Source organism: Silanimonas sp. (assembly GCF_044377035.1).
In the GTDB taxonomy this organism is placed as follows: Bacteria; Pseudomonadota; Gammaproteobacteria; order Xanthomonadales; family Xanthomonadaceae; genus Silanimonas.
This window is the reverse complement of the sequence record NZ_JBILJW010000012.1, coordinates 15,298-33,249: the sequence shown is the minus strand read 5'-3', so window position 1 is coordinate 33,249 and position 17,952 is coordinate 15,298. Positions and strand designations below refer to the sequence as shown.

Annotated in this window: 15 protein-coding genes; 6 read left to right on the top strand and 9 right to left on the bottom strand. The window is 67.8% G+C overall.

The window, feature by feature from the left end:
• Entirely contained in the window at positions 1-957 is a 957-nt protein-coding gene (locus tag ACIQ6S_RS08375; RefSeq protein WP_397607963.1) for a hypothetical protein, read from the top strand.
• Between the two features lie 25 nt (positions 958-982).
• Here the strand turns inward: ACIQ6S_RS08375 and oleC are convergent, their stop codons facing one another.
• From oleC to ACIQ6S_RS08340, 7 genes are all read right to left on the bottom strand, one after another.
• Complete coding sequence (oleC, locus tag ACIQ6S_RS08370) at positions 983-2,686, bottom strand: olefin beta-lactone synthetase (protein ID WP_397607962.1); 1,704 nt, start codon at positions 2,684-2,686, stop codon at positions 983-985.
• A 10-nt stretch (positions 2,687-2,696) separates the two neighbouring features.
• Entirely contained in the window at positions 2,697-3,584 is an 888-nt protein-coding gene (locus ACIQ6S_RS08365; protein ID WP_397572896.1) for an alpha/beta fold hydrolase, read from the bottom strand.
• Between the two features lie 71 nt (positions 3,585-3,655).
• Entirely contained in the window at positions 3,656-6,712 is a 3,057-nt protein-coding gene (locus ACIQ6S_RS08360) for a type ISP restriction/modification enzyme (RefSeq protein WP_397607961.1), read from the bottom strand.
• A gap of 12 nt (positions 6,713-6,724) precedes the next feature.
• Positions 6,725-7,885: a Fic family protein gene (locus ACIQ6S_RS08355; protein ID WP_397572898.1), complete on the bottom strand. Its 1,161-nt coding sequence runs from the start codon at positions 7,883-7,885 to the stop codon at positions 6,725-6,727.
• A gap of 161 nt (positions 7,886-8,046) precedes the next feature.
• On the bottom strand, positions 8,047-9,063 hold the full coding sequence (locus ACIQ6S_RS08350; protein ID WP_297866515.1) for a 3-oxoacyl-ACP synthase III: 1,017 nt from the start codon (positions 9,061-9,063) through the stop codon (positions 8,047-8,049).
• 110 nt (positions 9,064-9,173) lie between these two features.
• Positions 9,174-9,584 carry a DUF4156 domain-containing protein gene (locus ACIQ6S_RS08345; RefSeq protein ID WP_297866516.1) on the bottom strand — a complete coding sequence of 137 codons (411 nt, stop codon included), beginning with the start codon at positions 9,582-9,584 and terminating at the stop codon, positions 9,174-9,176.
• Positions 9,585-9,694: 110 nt separating this feature from the next.
• Entirely contained in the window at positions 9,695-12,565 is a 2,871-nt protein-coding gene (locus tag ACIQ6S_RS08340; RefSeq protein WP_397607960.1) for a M16 family metallopeptidase, read from the bottom strand.
• A gap of 183 nt (positions 12,566-12,748) precedes the next feature.
• On the opposite strand from ACIQ6S_RS08340, the gene ACIQ6S_RS08335 reads away from it, so the two are divergent.
• The 5 genes from ACIQ6S_RS08335 (at position 12,749) to ACIQ6S_RS08315 (ending at position 16,277) form a co-directional block, all read left to right on the top strand.
• The gene (locus ACIQ6S_RS08335; protein WP_397607959.1) at positions 12,749-13,432 is read left to right on the top strand and encodes an SDR family oxidoreductase; all 684 of its coding nucleotides are present in this window, start codon (positions 12,749-12,751) and stop codon (positions 13,430-13,432) included.
• Positions 13,426-14,232 carry a hypothetical protein gene (locus ACIQ6S_RS08330; protein ID WP_397607958.1) on the top strand — a complete coding sequence of 269 codons (807 nt, stop codon included), beginning with the start codon at positions 13,426-13,428 and terminating at the stop codon, positions 14,230-14,232. Before ACIQ6S_RS08335 ends, ACIQ6S_RS08330 begins: the two co-directional genes overlap by 7 nt.
• A 52-nt stretch (positions 14,233-14,284) precedes the next feature.
• Positions 14,285-14,767: a tRNA (cytidine(34)-2'-O)-methyltransferase gene (locus tag ACIQ6S_RS08325; RefSeq protein ID WP_397607957.1), complete on the top strand. Its 483-nt coding sequence runs from the start codon at positions 14,285-14,287 to the stop codon at positions 14,765-14,767.
• 180 nt (positions 14,768-14,947) lie between these two features.
• Entirely contained in the window at positions 14,948-15,472 is a 525-nt protein-coding gene (locus tag ACIQ6S_RS08320; protein ID WP_297875963.1) for a hypothetical protein, read from the top strand.
• A gap of 211 nt (positions 15,473-15,683) precedes the next feature.
• A complete protein-coding gene (locus ACIQ6S_RS08315) occupies positions 15,684-16,277 on the top strand; it encodes a hypothetical protein (RefSeq protein ID WP_397607956.1) in 594 nt (197 codons plus the stop codon).
• Positions 16,278-16,301: 24 nt separating this feature from the next.
• Here the strand turns inward: ACIQ6S_RS08315 and ACIQ6S_RS08310 are convergent, their stop codons facing one another.
• Both ACIQ6S_RS08310 and secB read right to left on the bottom strand, forming a co-directional pair.
• Positions 16,302-17,330, bottom strand: coding sequence for an NAD(P)H-dependent glycerol-3-phosphate dehydrogenase (locus ACIQ6S_RS08310; protein ID WP_397607955.1), 1,029 nt, complete (start codon positions 17,328-17,330; stop codon positions 16,302-16,304).
• A 70-nt stretch (positions 17,331-17,400) separates the two neighbouring features.
• A complete protein-coding gene (secB, locus tag ACIQ6S_RS08305) occupies positions 17,401-17,901 on the bottom strand; it encodes a protein-export chaperone SecB (protein WP_297866523.1) in 501 nt (166 codons plus the stop codon).
• Positions 17,902-17,952: the final 51 nt, after the last annotated feature.

Genomic DNA, 17,952 nt, shown 5'->3' with positions numbered 1-17,952 from the left:
ATGCCTGTCCCGTCCCCCTCCCGCCGCGCCGCACTGCCCATCGCCCTCGCCATCGGCCTCATGGCCTGCGGCGCGGAGGCGCCCGCCTCCGAAGCCTCGGCCTCGCTCCCACCTTCCGCGGCGGCGACGATGCCGGCGGAGGTGCCGGTCGACGCGGCCTTGCCCGCCGACGAAACGCCGGACACGGCCGCCAACGGCGTGCCGGACGCCGCGCTCGCCGTGCCGCCACCTGGCCCCGCCGCCGTGCTGGACGCCGCCTACGGCCCATCGTCCGCCGCGGAGGATGGCGCACCTGCCGAGGAGCGCCTGCTCGCGGATGGTCGTCGAGCGGCGTTCTGGCGTGGCCAGGTGTTCGCCTTGGGTGGCGCCGGGTGGTACGTCGGCTTCGCCGCCGCCGCGGTGCCCAGCGATTTCCCGGCCCCGGACCAGACGGTCGAGTTGGCGCAGGCCACCTGGCGTTTCGTCGACGGCGCTTGGCAGCCGGTGTCCGCCACCACCGGCATCGGCGGGTTCGGTGGCGAAGGGCGCGCGCCCTCGCCCGACGGAACGCAGGACGCCCGCGTGTTCGAGGTCGGGGGTGGCCGGGTCCTGATGGCGCTGCCGGTGGCCGTTCTCGCCAACGCCGGTGTGAGGGTCCACGCCTACGAACTGTTCGCCGGAGAAGGCGAGCCGCTGGCGTGGCACCACGTCGGCCGGCTTCCCGCGGGCAGCGACAACCACGCGGGCTGCAGCACGGTGATCGGGGCGGACGTGCCCTGTGCGGGCACGGCCGGCACGCTGGAATTCGTCGCCGAGGGGGCGTCGTGGCCGACGCTCCGGCTTGCGCTGGAAGGCCAGGTCGTCGAAGGCCCGGGGCAGCTTCGCCCGACGACGCCGGCGGACGTGGTCACCCTCGCGTTCAATGCGGCCAGCGGCCGCTACGAACCCGTCGGCGCGATCCCCGACGCGGCGTACTGAGGGGTGGGCCGGCGGCGAGCCGGCCCTAGTGCAGCACGCCGCGCAGCTGCGCCTTCGCCCACTCGGCGAGCCGCTCGCGGCCGATCTTGGCGTTGTGGCGGATGTCCACCGGGAAGCCCGGATGGCGGAGGAAATGGTGGATGCGCGCGGTCTTCGGGTGGCGCATCGCCATGCGTTCGAGCTCGGCCTGCACGTGCACCCACTCGCTGTCGGGCACGCCGGCCTTCAGCTCGACGCAGAGCACCGGCGCCTGCATGCCGCGCGCGCCCACGCCGACCAGCGCGGTGCGGGCGACGCGACGGTGCGTGTTGAAGATCGGTTCGATCTGTTCCGTCGTCATCAGGCCGCCGGCGGTCTCCACGCGGTGGCCCTTGCGGCCGCAGAACCACAGCCGGCCTTCGGCGTCGAAGTAGCCGAGGTCGCCCATGCGATGGACGATGCGCTCTTCGCGCGCCGAGATGCGTTCGCGGATCTTCGCCATCCGCGTGGCTTCGGGGCGCGCGAAGTACTCATCGGTGGCGCTCGGCCCGGCGACGGTGATCTCGCCGATCACCCCCGGCCCGACGACATAGTCGTCGCGCCAGAACGAAATCGCGTCGTCGAGGATGCGGATGATGCGCACCGTGTTGGCCCCGACCGGGCGCCCGACGCAGGTGCCGGCACCGCCCTCGGTGGCTTCGCGCGTGGTCTCGAGTTCGCGCGCTTCGATCACCGCCACCGGCAGGCACTCCGTCGCGCCGTAGGGCGTCCAGAACTGCGCGTCGGGCGGCAGCAGCCGGCGCATCGTCGACACGACGTCGGGCGGAACCGGGGCGCCGGCCGAGGTCACGCGCTGTAGGGTGGGCAGCGCCTCGCCGTGTTCGGCGAGCACGCGCATCAGCGCCGGCGAACCGAACAGCTGGGTGACGCCGAAGCGGCGGATGGCGTCGTGCAGCTTGCGCGGGTCGGCCTTCGCCGGCCGCGTCGGGTCCATGTCCGGGATGACCGACGTCAGGCCCAGCGCCGGATCGAACAGCGCGAAGGGCGGGAAGGTCGGCAGGTCGACGCCGCCCGGCGCGATGCCGAAGGCGTCGCGCAGCAGGTCGATCTGCGCGATGAAGTGGCGGTGGCGGTAGACCACGCCCTTGGGCACGCCCGTGGATCCGGAGGTGAACAGCAGGGCCGCGACCTCGTCGCCGTGGGTGTCGGCCAGCATCGCCGTCGCTTCGCCACGCGCGGCCTTCGCCGCCAGCAGCGCGGCGCCCTTGCGCTCGAGGCGGGCCAGCGTCTCGCCGGCCCACAGCGGCCAGGCCCGCGTGCCCACCGTCACCACGCGGCGGATGGTCTTCAAGCCCCAGCCGAACACGCGGCGTGCGAACTGTGCCAGTGGGATGCCGATGAAGGCCTCGGGCGCGGCCTCGTCGAGGCACTGCTTCAGCGCCGAGCGGTCGATGCCGGGATCGACCAGTACCGGCACCGCGCCGAGCTTGAACAGCGCGAACATCAGCAGGAAGAACTCCGGCGACGGCCGCACCATCACCACGGTGCGCATGCCGCGGCGGATGCCGTAGGCCTGCAGGCCGGCGGCGATGGCATCGGAGCGACGATCAAGCTCGCCGTAGGTCAGCACCACGTCGTAGCGGGCGAAGCCGTCGGCGCCCTTGCCACCCGGGCAGCGCATCGCCGGCTGCTCGGGGCGTTCGGCCGCGATGCGCGGCAGCACGGCGGCGATGTTGGCGGTCGCCGTCATGGTCGCGGGGTCAGAGCGGGTTCGCGTCGAGGAAGCGGCGGATCGCCGGCACCAACACGGCGTGCTTGTCTTCCAACACGTAATGGTGGGCGTCCTCGAAGGCCATCACCTCGGCCTTCGGCAGCGCGCGGGTGAAGCCGTCGAGGAAATGCTTGTCGAACACGAAGTCCTGCAGGCCCCAGCCGATGAAGGCCGGGCGGTCGGCGTATTCGTGCAGCGTGCGGCCGGACTCCTCGACGAAGGCCCAGGCCTTGTCGCGCGGCGAGAGCGGGATGTCCTGCACGAAGCGCAGCGTGCTGATGCGGTTCTTCCACGAGTTGTAGGGCGCGACGTAGGCCGCGCGCACTTCCGGCGAGACCTTCGTGCTTACGCACTGGTCGATGGTGCCGGCGGCGAAGGCGTTGAAGCCGCGGATCATCACCGCGCCGATGTTGTAGTTGCGGCCGAGCTGCAGCTGCCAGGGCAGTGGCTTTTCCTTTGGCAGCGGGAAGGCGGCGGTGTTGGTGATCACCAGGCGCTTCACCAGGCCGCGGCGCTTCAGCGCCCAGCCGAAGCCGATCATGCCGCCCCAGTCGTGCACGGCCAGCGTGATCGGGCCGGTGATGCCGAGGTGCTCGAGCAGCTTCTCGAGGTCCTCGATGCGCGACTGCAGCGTGTAGCGGTAGTGCTTGTCGTTCGGCTTGTCCGAGAGCCCCATGCCGACGTGGTCGGGCACGATGCAGCGATAGCGGTCGCGCAGGCCCAGTACCAAACGGCGCCAGTAGAAGCTCCACGACGGGTTGCCGTGCAGCATCAGCACCACCTCGCCGTCGCGCGGGCCCTCGTCGAGGTAGCTCATCGCGATGCCGGCGCCGCGATCGAAGCGCTGCGGGGTGAACGGGTAGTCGGGGAAGTTCAAGGGCGGGACTCGGAAGAGGGGCGGGCGTCGCGGCAAGGCGCGGATTCTACCGTGTGGCGGTGGAGGAAGCCTTAGCGCGGTTCCGCAGCCATGGCATCGACAATGGCTTGGGTCTCCACGCTGACCCGCGTCACGCGCGCCAGCAAATCGACCACGCGCTCTTTGTGGTCGGCGAACCGATACGTGTTGAATCGGGCGCGGATGGTCGGGTCCTTGGGCTGCGATTCCTTGTGCTGGTCCAGCACCCACTCCAGCGCGCTGCGATTGCCCAGCACATAGGTCCACGCCTCGGCCGGAACGCCTACCAGTGTGGTTTCGGAATCCAGCACGATGCGGCATCCGATCTTGTCCGCCTTCAGGGCGGGCTTCGGTGCCTGCCCAGCCTTTCGGGCCTTCTCATCAGGAACGTCGGTGCGTGTCAGCGGCCAAGGCTCAACCGTCTCGAACCCGAGGTGCAGGGCCATCAGCTTTTCGCCCCAGCCGGCCCAGCGCCAGAAATCACCCGCCGTATTGCCGTATAGCGGAATGCGGGGGAACTCACGCTTGAGGTTCTGCGCGTATTTCTCGCGGTACACCGGATCGTGGAGCGCGGCGTAGACGTAGTGGAAGATCGCGTCCTTGGTGATGGGCTGCGGCTGCTTGCCCTTGGCGCCGTAGTGTTCGCGGAACTGCTTGAGCGCCCAGTCAGTGATGTTTTCGACATCGCCCTCCCCGCCGAAGATGCGTCTCGGGAGGCATTGATTGGCATCCAGCGAAAGCACGGTCAGTGACGCGCTCATCGAAGTAGCGAAAGCGTTGAAGTCGAGTCGGCCGCCAACCGTGAAGCAGATTGCGCTGTTCGCTTGACCCGATGGGAACATCCTTGATGCGGCACCCCTTTCGTCAATGAAGAGGTCGGAGTCGTAGATTGGCCGAACAGTGAAGGGTCGATAAAGCCATTTCGTCAGTCGAGTCTCGTCGAATGGCTCTTGCCTGCCTTGGTCGAATCTCCGCTTCAAGTTCCTCGACCACTTGATGGAAGTAGTCGGAATCCCACCTCCTTCCCTTGAAGCCTCAAACGCCTCAATGAAGTACGCCATGCGATCAAGCGTTTCTCCTTCGGTGTGTGCAGACACCCATGAATCTCGGTTCGTCGACACCCCTAAGGAGAAGGTTCGGAATATGGCGTTGCTCCCGCGCTTGCCAGACTTCGTAGCCTTTGTCGCCAAAGGAAGAAGCGTCTCGAAGTCGTTCTGAGTGAGATTGAGCCAGTGACCGGCGCCATCCGGCATCACTTCGCTCATCGTGAGGAACTTCAGTGATGTCCCAGCCAAAGACGCAAGCTTTTCCTCTGCCGTCTCCATCTCGGGTCGGCGCGCATAGAAGATGCGCGCGCCCTTGCTGCCGCGCTTCTTGACGAGAAAGCTAATCGCCACCCCGGTCTGGATGCCGAAAACGTTGTGCGTTGTGCCGGACAGCTTCGGGTTAGCGCGCACGTCTCCGCCGAGGTCGACCACGCGAATCTCGGCAAATTCCTGCGCGACGATCTTCCGAAAGCCGTCGAAGGTGCGCGCATCGAGGAAGCTGCGGTTGGTGATGAAGGCCAGCACGCCATCGTCGTGCAGCCGGTCGCTGGCCCAGCGAAAGAACCGTGAGTACATGTCGTACAGCTTTGTCTTCTGGGCGGTCGACGCCTTGATGTAGCTGTCCTTGATGCGCCGATCGATCTCCGGATACTCGCGATTCTTGTTGTTGTCGTTCTCGTTGAGCTGGTTGGCGTTGTAGGGCGGGTTGCCGATGATCACGCTGATCTTGCGGCGGTTCTGCCGTTTGATGCGCTCGACGTTCTCCTCGCCCATGCCGAACAGGTCGGCCACCTGGTCGCCGGTCTTGCGTCCGAGCCCGGCCGTGTTGTCCAGCGTGTCCACTAGGCACAGGCCGGGGAATTCCTCGTACTCGCCGGTGATGGCGGCATACGTGGCCTCGATGTTCAGGTTGGCCACGTAGTAGGGAAGGATGCTCACCTCGTTGGCATGCAGCTCCTCCAGATACTTGTGCTTTAGCTTCGCGGGTTGGCCGCGGAAGTGCTCGATCAGCTCGGTGATGAAGGTGCCGGTGCCGACGGCCGGATCGAGGATCTCCACGTCGCGGTCGATCAGGTTCCGCCTAAAGTGCGTCTCGCACAGCCAGTCCGCCGATTCGATCATGAAGCGCACGATCTCGTTCGGCGTGTACACCACGCCGAGCCGGTCGGCGGCCTTCGGGTTGTAGACCTTGTAGAAGTTCTCGTAGACCGTCTTGAGGAACGTTTGCTTCTCGTGGTGACTGCCGATGCGCGCCGCTGCCGAACGGATGGCCCGGTAATAGACCTCAAGGCCCTTCAGCGTCTGGAACTTGACGTTGCCGGTGAAGAAGGTTTCCTCGAGCTTGTGCAGCTCGCGGGCGACGTTGTTGTCTTTGTGGAAGGGCTGGCCGGGAAATACCTCATCGAAGATCTCGTCGGTGAGGATGTGCTGGATCAGGATCTCGCGAACATCCTCCTCGGTCAGACTCGGGTTGATCGTCTTCTGTGCATGCAAAAGGAAGGTCTTCGCGGCCTTGCTGAAGGCTGCGTTGGTCTTCTGCGCACTCTCGATCATTGCGCGCAAGGCCTCGATCACCGCGGGCAGGTCGGTCGTGAACTGTTCGACGGCCTTGCGGAACTCGGCGATCTCCGGGCGCTGGTAGCCGAAGAAGAGCCCCAGCAGCTTCTGCAAGGAATCGGTGTCTTCAACCCTGCAGCGGGTCACTTCGATGCCGTTCTGGATCAATACCACCTGCGTGCTGTCGTCGAAGATGATGTTGTCCTTCGGATAGCCGCGCTTGAACTTCAGCGCGATCTCGGCATCCAGGTCGTCTTTTTCGTCCTTCGCTTCCCAGTAGCCGAACGGCAAGCGAAGCGCATGGAGCAGGGCGCCGTCGACATAGCGGCGCTCTTTGGCTGGCGATTCGATCTCGAACTCGGGAACGAACACGAGGTCGTGGCTGCGCGCATACCCCTTGAGCAGATCCTTGAACGCCTCGCGAACCACTGACTCGCGACTTGTTCCGCTGACCTGCTTCAAGCGAGAAAGGTCGCCGAGATATTGGTTTATGAGCAGTTTCGACATGAGTCCTTTCCGTCAAAGGGGCTGAGCGCCTTCGCTGAGGATCGCGAGGTACTGGCGGTAGGCGAAGGCCTTGTTTCTCTTCCGGCCGGTGATTTCGTCGACGATGCCGAGCTCGATCATCTTCTCGAGGCCGCGAGCTACGGTCGGCTTGGTCAGCCCGGTTTCCTCGACCAGGCGATGAATGCTTCGGATCGGGTGATAGGTCATTCTTTCGTGGAGCTGCAAGGCGTTCCCCGCCAATCGACCCGTCTCGCGCAGACGCTGGCGATCGGTGTCGAAAAGCCTCAACAACCGCTGCGCAGTGTCCACGGCCTGCCCCGCGGTAGCGGCGACACCCTCGTAGAAGAATCGCAACCAGCCCTCCCAGTCACCCGAGGAACGGACAGCATTTAATCGTTCGTAGTACTCCTCTCGTCGTGTCTTGAAGTACAGCGAGAGGTAAAGCGAGGGCTCGTCGAGCAGGCCTGCTTCTCGAAGCAATAGGACGATGAGTAGACGGCCCAGACGGCCGTTCCCGTCGAGGAAGGGGTGGATCGTTTCGAATTGAACATGCGCCAAAGCGGCGCGGGCAAGAGGCGGCACTCCGTCGTCGCGCGCGTGGAAGAATGCTTCCAACGCCCTCAGGCAGTCAGGGAGATGTTCGGCAGGCGGTGGGACGAACTGCGCACGGTCTGGGCTTGGGCCGCCAATCCACACGCTTGAGCGCCGGAATTCGCCGGGCGCTTTCGCTGCTCCGCGTCCACGGCGCAGAAGATGCTCGTGCATCTCGCGGATGAGTCGAAGTGAGAGCGGAAATCCGCTGCGTAGGCGCCCCAAGCCATGTTCCAGCGCATCGACATAGTTGGAGACTTCCCGGACATCATCAATTGGGACACCCGGCGCTTCATCCATCTCAAATAACAGCAGGTCGGAGAGCGAGGATTGCGTGCCCTCGATCTGCGACGAGAGTAGGGCTTCCTTGCGGACGTAGTGGTAGAGGAACAGTCGCGTATCCGGAAGGACGCGTGTGACGCCCTTCAGTTCGCCTAGGGCGATCAATGCCCTTTCTCGCAAGTCGTCCAGCAACGGATCGACGCGCAGCGGCGGATCCGGAGGCAGTGCTGATGGTACGAAGGCTTGATGTGCCAAGCCGTTCATGGTGCTGGTGACGTAGTGACCGGTGATCCGAGTCATGGGGGTAAGTAACGTTTTGATGGCCCCACGTTACTTGATCCCAGCCTGACGTCAACTTGGTAACGCTGGCGTTACCAGAACCATCGCAGCAAGCCCTTGGTAACGCGAAAAGCAAAGGGCCGGTCGCCCGGCCCTCGCGTCGCATCAGGGGGCGGCGGGCCTTACCAGACCACTTCCGCCATCGAGCAGTTCAAGCCCGAACCGATGCCGAGCAGGGCGATGCGCTTGCCCTTCTTCAGGCGGCCCATCTCCTTGAGCTTCGACAGCACGATCGGCACCGAAGCCGGACCGATGTTGCCGTGCTCGTGGAAGATGGTGAGCACTTTCTGCGGGTCGATGCCGAAGGTCTTCAGGAAGGCTTCGGTGTGGGCGCGCGAGATCTGGTGGATGACGAACTCGTCCATCTCCTCCACCGCCCAGCCCAACGCCTGCTTGGCGGCGCCGAAGGTGAGCTGCGCCAGCTTGATGCCCTCGATCAGCAGCATCTTGGTGTCGGTCACCATGCGGTCGAGGTTGCCGCGGCAGAGGTGGCTCCACTGCGTGGCCGCGCGGGTGACGCCGCCGCGGTACTGCGGGCCGTCCGGCACCAGCTCGCGGCGGGCCAGCACCATGGCGGCGGCACCACAGCCGAGCGTGAGGCTGGCGAACTCGTTGCGGAACTCGTCGTGCGTGATGCCTTCGCGGTTCAGGCGCTCAATCGTCTTCTGGTAGACGACGTTGGCGTTCTCGGCGTTGACGATCAGCGCGTAGTCGATCTCGCCGCGCTCGATCATGCGGCCGGCGATGTCCATGCCGTTGATGAAGGCGAGGCAGGCGTTCGCCACGTCGAAGTTCTGGCAGGTGTCCGGCAGGCCCAGCTGGCCCGAGACGATCGAGGCGACCGAGGGCTCGAGGAAATCACGCGAGACCGAGGTGTTGATCAGGATGCCGATCTTGGCCGGGTCGATGCCGGCTTCGGCGATCGCCTTGCGGGCCACGTCGGTGGCGGCGTCGGCCGTGGGCTTGCCCTCGTCCCACAGGCGGCGCGAATTGATGCCGGCGACATCGCGCAGCACGTCGGTCTTGATGCCCAGGCGATCGAGCGTGGGCTTCAGGCGCAGGTTGATCTCATCGGACGACAGCGCGTGGGGCGCGTCGATGTGGGCGAGACCGGCGATGGAGACGTGCTGGAACAGCATGGGCAGGGACCCGGAGTAAACGAACTCCGGAGTTTAGCGCAGCCCCGGGCGCCCCGCTCCCGGGGCGCGTATGGACCCCCCCCGATGGGGAGGGGCCCCCACGGCCCGGCTCAGTCTTCGCGGAGCGGCGTGACCTCGGCCTCGTCCTCGGGGAGGGCCTCCACCCGGGTGCCGGTGCTGGCCGGGGCGTTGCCGACCGCGCCGCCGCAGCGGAAGGCGGCCCAGCGCTGCTCGCCGTCCATCGGCTCGCTGATCGGCTGCACGGTGTCGGCGCCGAGGCCCGGGGCCTCGTTGCGGGCCAGCACTTCCAGCTCGTCACGCACCTTCAGGTCGTTGCGCTCCAGCGGGCCGAGGCGGTCCTTCACGGAAACGCCGATCTCGCCGCGCTTCTCGCAGGTCAGGGTCTGGCCGGGGGCGACGACGCGGATGGTCTGCCCGCCGGGCTGGATCTGCACGAAAGTGCAGGCCGACAGGCCGGTGGCGAGGGTGGCGACCAGCAGCAGGGCGGGGGTGAGGCGCATCGGGGCTCTCCAAGGTGTTCAGGAATGCGAACGCCCGGATTGTGCCGGGCGTTCGATAAATCGGCGATGAGCCCGGAGGGCGCGAAAGCGCCCGCCGGGACCGCGACGGGTCAGCGGGCCGCCGTCGCGTCGCCCACCGGGTTGCCGTCGGCGTCGATGATGCGCACCTCACCCAGGCCGAGGGCCCGGACTTCGGCTTCGATCTTCGACAGGTCGCCGACCACCACCCACGTCAGGGCCTTCGGGTCGAGCGTCTTGGCCGCTACGTTCACGCCGGCCGGGTCGAGGGCCTCGATGCGGCCGCGGCGCACTTCCACCCAGTTGTCCGGGCGGTTGTAGCGCACGATGCCGCCGATCTGGCCGAGCACCGCATTCGCCGTCTCGAACGAGCCCGGCAGGCTGCGGATCTCCGTGGCCTGGATCTTCGCCACTTCTTCGGCGGTGGCCGGCTCGCTGCCGTCGGCGTAGGCGGCGATCTCGCGCTGCATTTCCTTCAGCGCGTCGGCGGTCTTGTCGATCTGCACCGGCGCGAAGGCGATCCACGGGCGCTGGCCCTTGGCGCCCGAGCTGAAGCTGTAGGCCCCGTAGGCCCAGCTCTTGTCCTCGCGCAGGTTCATGTTGAGGCGCGAGCTGAACTCGCCACCGAGCACCGAGTTGGCGATGTCGAACTCCACCGAGCCGTCATCGGTCGTCGAGGGCGCGAGCTGGCCGGCGAGGATCGTGGCCTGGATGGCCCCCGGCTGGTCGACGAGGTAGACGCGCGGCGCGGTCGGCAGAGCGACCTCGGCGATCGTCGGCTGCGGCACCGGCGTGGCCGGGGCCTTCCAGTCGCCGAAGTGCTTCTCGAGGATCGGCGTGATCGCCTCGATCGTGGTGTCGCCGACGACGATCAGGGTGGCGTTGTCCGGGCGCACGAAATCGGCGTGGTAGGCCTTCAGGTCGTCGACCGTCAGCGAGGCGATGGAGGCCTCGGTGCCCGAGCCGGAGAACGGGATCGCGTAGGGATGGCCGGCCCCGTACATCAGCGGCGGCAGCAGGCGGTTGGCCAGCGCGTTCGGGCGGGCTTTCTCCTGCTTGATGCTGGCCAGCCACTGGGCGCGGACGCGCTCGATGTCGGCCTCGGCAAAGCGCGGGCGGCGCAGCATGTCGGCGTACAGCGCGACCGACGCGTCGAGGTTCTCGGTGAGCGCCGAGAGGAAGGCGCTGCTGTCATCCAGCGCGGCCGAGCTGCCGAGCTGGGCGCCCAGCGACTCGACGCGATCACCGAACTGCAGGGCGTCGTAGTCACCGGCGCCCTCGTCGAGCATGCCCATGGCGAAGCTCGAGGTGCCGAGCTTGCGGCCTTGGTCGGCCGCGAAACCGCCGTCGAACAGCATGTTCATCTGTACCACCGGCAGGCCGGGGCGCTCTGCGACGACGAGCTTGATGCCGTTCGACAGCGTGGCGCGCTGCAGGGCCGGGAAGCTCAAGCCCGGGAAGCTGGCCGGCATCGGCGGGCCGGCGCTGCGATCAACGCTGCTGGCGACGGTGGTGAACTTCGGATCGACGGCCGGGATCGGCGGCGAGACGTAGCCTTCGCGCGCCGTGCTCTCGTCCACGACCGGGGCCGGGCGGTCGCCGGGCGTGACCAGCAGGGTCAGGTCGCCCTGCGCCAGCCAGGTCTTGCCGGCGGCCTGGACGCTGGCCGGCGTGGCGGCATCGAGCGTGTCGAGGTCGTTGCGGTAGCAGCCGGGATCACCGGTGAACACCGTGCACTCGGCCAGCACGTCGGCCTTGCCGCCGAAGCCACCGATGCGCTCGATGCCGCGGATGAAGCCGGCCTTGAACACGGTGCGGGCCTGGTCGATCTCGGCCGCGGTCGGGCCCTCGGCGAGCAGCTTGGCCATCTCTTCGTTGACGATGGCTTCGACGCGCGCCGGGTCCACGCCCTGCTTGATGTCGACCTGCAGCATGAACATGCCGCTGAGCTGGCTGCCCCATGAGAAGGCGCTGACGCTGTCGGCCAGCTGCTCGCCGAACACCAGGCGTTTGTCGAGGCGCGAGCTGCGCGAGCCGGCCAGGACCTGGGCCAGCAGCGAGAGCTTCTGGGCCTCGGCGGTGCCGAACTGCGGCGTGTTCCAGGTGCGGTACAGGCGCGCCTGCGGCACGCGGTCGCTCATTTCGAAGCGCGTGCTCTCGGTGCGACCAGCCACGTTGAGCGCCGGCTGCGGCATGGTCGGGCCGGCCGGGATGTGGCCGAAGAACTGCTCGGCCTTGGCCTTCGCCGTCTCGACGTCGATGTCACCGGCCAGCACCAGCACGGCGTTGTTCGGGCCGTACCAGGCCGAGAACCAGCGCTGCACGTCTTCGATGGAAGCGGCGTTGAGGTCGGCCATCGAGCCGATCACGCCCCAGCTGTAGGGGTGGCCTTCCGGGTAGCTCTTCTCGGCGAGGAAATCCCAGACGCGGCCGTAGGGCTGGTTCTCGCCCTGGCGCTTCTCGTTCTGCACCACGCCGCGCTGCTCGTCGAGCAGGTCTTCGGAAATCGCGCCGGCGAAGTGGCCCATGCGGTCCGACTCCATCCACAGCGCGAGGTCGAGCGCGGTGGTGGGCACGTTCTGGAAGTAGTTGGTGCGGTCGTTGTTGGTGGTGCCGTTCTGGTCGGTGGCGCCGACCTGCTCGAAGGGTTCGAAGAACTCGCCCTTCCAGTTCTCCGAGCCCTGGAACATCAGGTGCTCGAACAGGTGCGCGAATCCGGTGCGGCCCGGCTCCTCGTCCTTGCTGCCCACGTGGTACCAGACGTTGACCGCGACGATCGGCGCCTTGCGGTCGGTGTGCACGACGACGCGCAGCCCGTTGGGCAGGGTGAAGGTTTCGTACGGGATCTGGACGTTGGTCTCGGCCGGCGCGGCGGTGGCGCTGCCCGCATCGGAAGCAGGCTGGCAGCCGGCCAACGCGAGCGAGGCCGCAAGGGCGATGGCGAGGGGGCGAAGCAGGGGCATGGGCGAGAGTCCGCGGTGGATAACCTTCGGAGCGTAACCGGCCACCGCGGCGCCCACCCCTGCCGGATGGCATGGCCTCACGCCGTCCTTCGCTTTTGTTGACACCCGCGCAACCGCCGGAGTGCCCAAGATGGCGCCATGCATCCGTCCTCGCCCGCAGCACCTGCCATCCGCCGTGTCCTCGTGACCGGAGCCTCCCGCGGCCTCGGCCTCGAATTCGTGCGGCAACTGCTGGCCCGCGGTGACGCCGTGCTCGCCGCCTGCCGTCGTCCCGGGGAGGCCGCGACTCTCGCAGCCCTGGCTGACGAGCACCCGGAGCGCCTGCAGGTGCGGGCACTCGAGTTGACCGACCCCGCCTCCCGCGCCGCCCTGCTCGACGACATTGCTGCCGGCTGGGGCGCCATCGACCTATTGATCAACAACGCCGGCGTGTTGGCGTCGGGAGAACGCTTCGGCCAGCTCGACGCCGCCACCTTCCGCGCCGCCTTCGAAACCAACACCTTGGCCCCGCTGCTGTTCGCCGAGGCCGCCACGCCGCTGCTGGCGAAGGGCCGCGCGCCGGTCGTCGCCTACTTGAGCTCGGTGCTGGGCTCGATCGCCTCGACGCAGAGCTTCTACACGCCGAGCTATGCGGTCTCGAAGGCTGCGCTGAACATGGCGGTGCGGCTGTCGGCGATCCCGATGGCGGAGCAGGGCATCCGCAGCGTCGCCCTCCACCCGGGCTGGGTGAAGACCGACATGGGTGGCCCCGCCGCGCCGCTCGAAGCGCAGGAATCGGTGGCGGGACTGCTGCGGGTGATCGACACGCTGCCGGCCGATGCGCGCGGCGATTTCATCGACTTTCGCGGGGAGACCTTGCCATGGTGATGCGCCCATCCGAACCGCGTCGCGCCGGCCCTATCGCCGCGCTGGCGGGGGCCCTCATCCTGATCGCGCTGCCGGCGTCGGCCGCCTACCGCGAGGAGGTCGGCCTCGCCGCCGATCTCGAGAGCGGGCAAGCCCTCTATCGCGAGCAGCACCTGATGCGCGCCGCGCCGGACGGCGGTCTGCTCGAGCGTCTCGTGGTCTACCGCTGCGTCGACGGCACGCCGTTCGCCCGCAAGCGTGTCGACTATCGCGGTGCCGCGGCCGCGCCGGCTTTCCAGTTCGAGGACGTGCGTAGCGGCTACCGCGAAGGCGTGTCGCGCGCGGGTGGCGATGCCCGCGTCTTCGTCGACCGCCCTGATGCGGAGCCCCAGCAGGCGCCGCTGCCCGAGGGCAACCTTGTCGCCGACGCTGGCTTCGACCAGTGGGTGCGCCGCGAATGGCCGCGCCTGACGGCCGGCGAGAGCGTGCCGATGGCCTTCCTCGTGCCCTCGCGCCTGACCAGCTACGACTTCAAGGTGTACGAGGTCGAGGGCGACGAGGTCGATCGCGCCGGCGACCGGCGCTTCCGCCTGCGCTTGGGCGGCCTGCTGGGCTGGATCGCCCCGCACATCGACGTGGTTTACGCCGAGCGCGACCAGCGCCTGCTGCGTTTCGAGGGGCTGTCGAACCTGCGCGACGATGCCGGCGACGACCCGCTGAAGGTGCGCATCGAGTTCCCCGAGCCGCCGAAGGCCGCCGACGCCGAGGCCTTCGCGCGGCTTGCCGCCGAACCGCTGCGCGCCTGCCGCGTCGGCGCCTGACAGCGCGCTCCGGCGCGGCGATACTCGCGGCCTTCGCGGCCGCCTGATCGCCATGTTCCACGTCGTCCTGTTCCAACCCGAGATCCCGCCCAACACCGGCAACGCCATCCGCCTGTGCGCGAACACCGGCGCGACGCTGCATCTGGTACGCCCGCTCGGCTTCGATGTCGACGACGCGCGCCTGCGCCGCGCCGGGCTCGACTACCGCGAGTTCGCGACGATGCAGGTGCATGACGATCTCGACGCCTGCATCGCAGCGATCGGGCCGACGCGTTGGTGGGTGGTGGAGACCGGCGAAGCGACGCGTTTCGATCGCGTCGCCTACCGCGACGGCGATGCCTTTCTGTTCGGTCGCGAGACGAGCGGACTGCCCGACGACGTCCTCGCGCGCTTCGATGCCAGCACGCGCATCGCGCTGCCGATGCGCGAAGGCAATCGCTCGCTGAACCTGTCGAACGCCGTTGCCGTCACCGTGTTCGAAGCGTGGCGGCAGTGTGGCTATGCCGGAAGTCAGGGTCTTTCGCTCGATCGTTGAAGCGCGAAGTCGCGACTTCCGAAACCGCAAGTCCCCGTCGTCAGCGACGCACGGATTCAATGCCAACGCTGCGCTGAATGTTCACTCTTTGTTGGGTTGTCGCTGCGGCTCGCGGCTGTTTCTCTGTGCTCGTCGCTTAGCCCCGGCTTCGCGACTCCCCACAAAAGAACGAGAAACGCCATGAAGAAGACCCTGATTGCCCTCGCCCTCGTCGCCATGCTGCCGCTGTCGGCCAACGCCGCCGAGCGCAGCTACACCTACGTCGAAGGCACCTACAACAACATCGACAGCGATATCGATGGCTTCGGCGTGCGCGGTTCTGTCGAGTTCGCCGACTCGGGCTTCTACGCCCTCGGCGACTACCGCAACTACTCCGAGCGCGGCGCCGACGTCGACACCTGGGAGCTGGGCCTCGGCTACGCCCTCGGCCTCTCGGACAACCTCGACCTGATCGCCGAAGCCGCCCACGCCGACTACGAAGTCGTCGATGGCTACCGCGTCTCGACCGGCCTGCGTGGAAACTTCTCGGAGAACTTCGAGGGCCTCGCCAAGGTCAACTATCGCAACATCGAAGGCGGCGACGGTGATTTCACCGGCACGCTCGGCATGCAGTACAAGTTCAGCCCGACCTGGGGCGTGACCGGCGAAGTCGAGTTCGATGACAGCGCCGAGATCTACACGGTCGGCCTGCGCGCCAGCTTCTGATCCATCCGCGACGCTGCTGCCGCATCGCGGCAACGGTTGCGAGACCTTCAACGCCCGGCCTCGGCCGGGCGTTGTCGTTGGTGTCGCCGCAACGCGCGACTTGACGCTTGCTGTGTTTTTCCAGCGCCACCGTGCTTGAACGGGCGCGGGTCGCGCGGCATCGTGCGGGGCCCCGCGGCGCCCTCGCCGCCCCCCCCCCCGGATTTCCCTGATGCCGAACTTCCTCGCGCGCCGCCCGCCGGCGCTGACGCCTGCCCTCGTTTGCGCGGCACTCGCGCCTGCCGCCGTGTTCGCCGAACCGGTGCGTTACGACTACGCCGAATTGGCGTTCGCCGCCGATGGCGACCTGCGCGGCGGTGGCCTGCGCGGCAGCGTCGATTTCGGCGAGGCCGGCGAATCCGGCCTCTACCTGCACGGCACGGCCTTCTCGCTCTCGGGCGACGAGGGCGGCGTGGACCTCGATCGACGCGTGATCGACGCCGGCCTCGGCTACCGCCACGCGATCGGCGATTTCTGGGCGGTCGAAGGCGAACTCGCCTGGCGCGACGACCAGCGAGAGCGCAACGGCGTGGACCTCGGCGATGCCGGCGGTGCGCGTCTGTCAATCGGCGTGCGCGGCAGCGTGAGCGAGCGCGTCGAACTGCGCGCCATGGCCGGCGCTTTCGATGCTGGCGCGCGCGGCACGGAGACGGTCGGCGAAGTGGGGCTGCACGTGTATGCGACGACGCGCGTGGGATTCACCACCGACGTGCAGTTCGGTGACGGCGGCGAAGTGCTGCGCATCGGCGTGCGCGTGCGGTTCTGAAGCGAGGCGCCCTTCGGGCGGGCCTCAGCGGTCGCGGAACAGGCTTTCCGGGTATTCCGGCTTCTGCTCGCGCGCCAGCAGTTCCTTGAGGCCTTCCACCGGCGTGATCTCGCCATGCAGCACGCGCTGCACCTGGTGGCTGATCGGCAGTTCGATGCCGTGGGCATCGGCCTGGCGCATCACCTCGTCGGCCGTCTGCACGGACTCCACGACCTGGCCGATGGCGGCCACGGCCTCGGCGAGGGTCTGGCCCTTGCCCAGCGCGAGGCCGAGGCGGCGGTTGCGCGAGAGGTCGCCGGTGCAGGTGAGCACGAGGTCGCCGACGCCGGCGAGGCCCATCAGCGTTTCCGGGCGCGCTCCGAGCGCGGCGCCGAGGCGCAGCATCTCGTTCATGCCGCGGGTGATCAGGCCGGCGCGGGCGTTCAGCCCGAGGCCCATGCCATCGGCAACGCCGGTGGCCACGGCCAGCACGTTCTTCATCGCACCGCCGAGTTCGGCGCCGAGCATGTCGGTGCCGGTGTAGGCGCGAAACGCCGGCCCGTGCAGCTTTTCCGCCACGAGTTGGGCGAAGTCGGCGTCATCGGAGTGCGCGGTGACGGCGGTCGGCAGGCCTTGCGCGACTTCCTTGGCGAACGACGGGCCGGTGACGACGGCCAGCGGCACGCCGCGGCCCAGCAGTTCACCGGCGACTTCATGCAGGAAGCGCCCGGTGCCGGGTTCGAAGCCCTTCGTCGCCCAGGCCACGCCGCAGCCTTCCGGGCGCAACGGGGCCAGACGGCGGATGGTTTCGGTGAACGCGTGGCTGGGGGTGACCACCAGCAGCATCGACGCGGCGCGGACGGCGGCCTCGAAATCGGCGGTGGCGCGCAGGCTGGACGGCAGCGCCACGCCCGGCAGGTAGCGGGTGTTCTCGTGGCGGGTATTGATGCCCTCGACCTGGGCCGCATCGCGGCCCCAGATCAGGGTGTCGTGGCCCTGCCGCGCCATCTGCGCGGCGAGGGCGGTGCCCCAGGAGCCGGAGCCCAGCACGGTGACGGTGGTCGTCGCGGTCATGGGGGCATCCTCTCGAAGCGGGGCGGTGCATCGCCCGGCGGGTGGGCCGGGCGGATGATCCGATGGAGGATCAGGCGTTGCCGACGGCCGGGGCGCTGGCCGACTTCAGCTGTTCGGCGCGGCGGCGCAGGCTCTCGGCGTAGATCGCCTCGAAGTTGATCGGCTGCAGGTAGAAGGGCGGGAAGCCACCGGCCTGGATCAGCTCCGACGCCATCTGGCGGGCGTACGGGAACAGCACGTTCGGGCAGTAGGTGCCGAGCATGAAGTCGAGGTTGCGCTCGTCGAAGCCGTTCAGGCCGAAGATGCCCGCCTGCTCGAGTTCGACGATGTAGACCGTCTTTTCGCCGAGCTTGCAGGTGAGATTGATGCCGAGGATGACTTCATAGACGTCATCCGCCAGCTTGCCGACCTTCTGGTTCAGGTTGAGGTTCAGGTCGGGATTGCCCTGCTCGTTGAACACCATCGGGGTGCCCGGGGCCTCGAACGAGATGTCCTTGACGTAGATCTTCTGGATCGCGAACTGGGCCTGCTGGTCGGCGCCGGCGGCGCCCTGGATGTTTTCGTCAGCCACGGGTGGAACTCCGAATCAGAGAAGTGAATGGGTCAGCGCGCCAGTATCGCA

Excerpts from the sequence above, each read along its gene's own strand:
- oleC (WP_397607962.1), bottom strand. The coding sequence starts at position 2,686 with ATGACGGCGACCGCCAACATCGCCGCCGTGCTGCCGCGCATCGCGGCC.
- ACIQ6S_RS08360 (WP_397607961.1), bottom strand. The coding sequence starts at position 6,712 with ATGTCGAAACTGCTCATAAACCAATATCTCGGCGACCTTTCTCGCTTG.
- ACIQ6S_RS08330 (WP_397607958.1), top strand. The coding sequence starts at position 13,426 with ATGGTGATGCGCCCATCCGAACCGCGTCGCGCCGGCCCTATCGCCGCG.
- ACIQ6S_RS08350 (WP_297866515.1), bottom strand. The coding sequence starts at position 9,063 with ATGCTGTTCCAGCACGTCTCCATCGCCGGTCTCGCCCACATCGACGCG.
- ACIQ6S_RS08355 (WP_397572898.1), bottom strand. The coding sequence starts at position 7,885 with ATGACTCGGATCACCGGTCACTACGTCACCAGCACCATGAACGGCTTG.
- ACIQ6S_RS08345 (WP_297866516.1), bottom strand. The coding sequence starts at position 9,584 with ATGCGCCTCACCCCCGCCCTGCTGCTGGTCGCCACCCTCGCCACCGGC.
- ACIQ6S_RS08325 (WP_397607957.1), top strand. The coding sequence starts at position 14,285 with ATGTTCCACGTCGTCCTGTTCCAACCCGAGATCCCGCCCAACACCGGC.
- ACIQ6S_RS08340 (WP_397607960.1), bottom strand. The coding sequence starts at position 12,565 with ATGCCCCTGCTTCGCCCCCTCGCCATCGCCCTTGCGGCCTCGCTCGCG.
- ACIQ6S_RS08310 (WP_397607955.1), bottom strand. The coding sequence starts at position 17,330 with ATGACCGCGACGACCACCGTCACCGTGCTGGGCTCCGGCTCCTGGGGC.
- ACIQ6S_RS08375 (WP_397607963.1), top strand. The coding sequence starts at position 1 with ATGCCTGTCCCGTCCCCCTCCCGCCGCGCCGCACTGCCCATCGCCCTC.
- ACIQ6S_RS08320 (WP_297875963.1), top strand. The coding sequence starts at position 14,948 with ATGAAGAAGACCCTGATTGCCCTCGCCCTCGTCGCCATGCTGCCGCTG.
- ACIQ6S_RS08315 (WP_397607956.1), top strand. The coding sequence starts at position 15,684 with ATGCCGAACTTCCTCGCGCGCCGCCCGCCGGCGCTGACGCCTGCCCTC.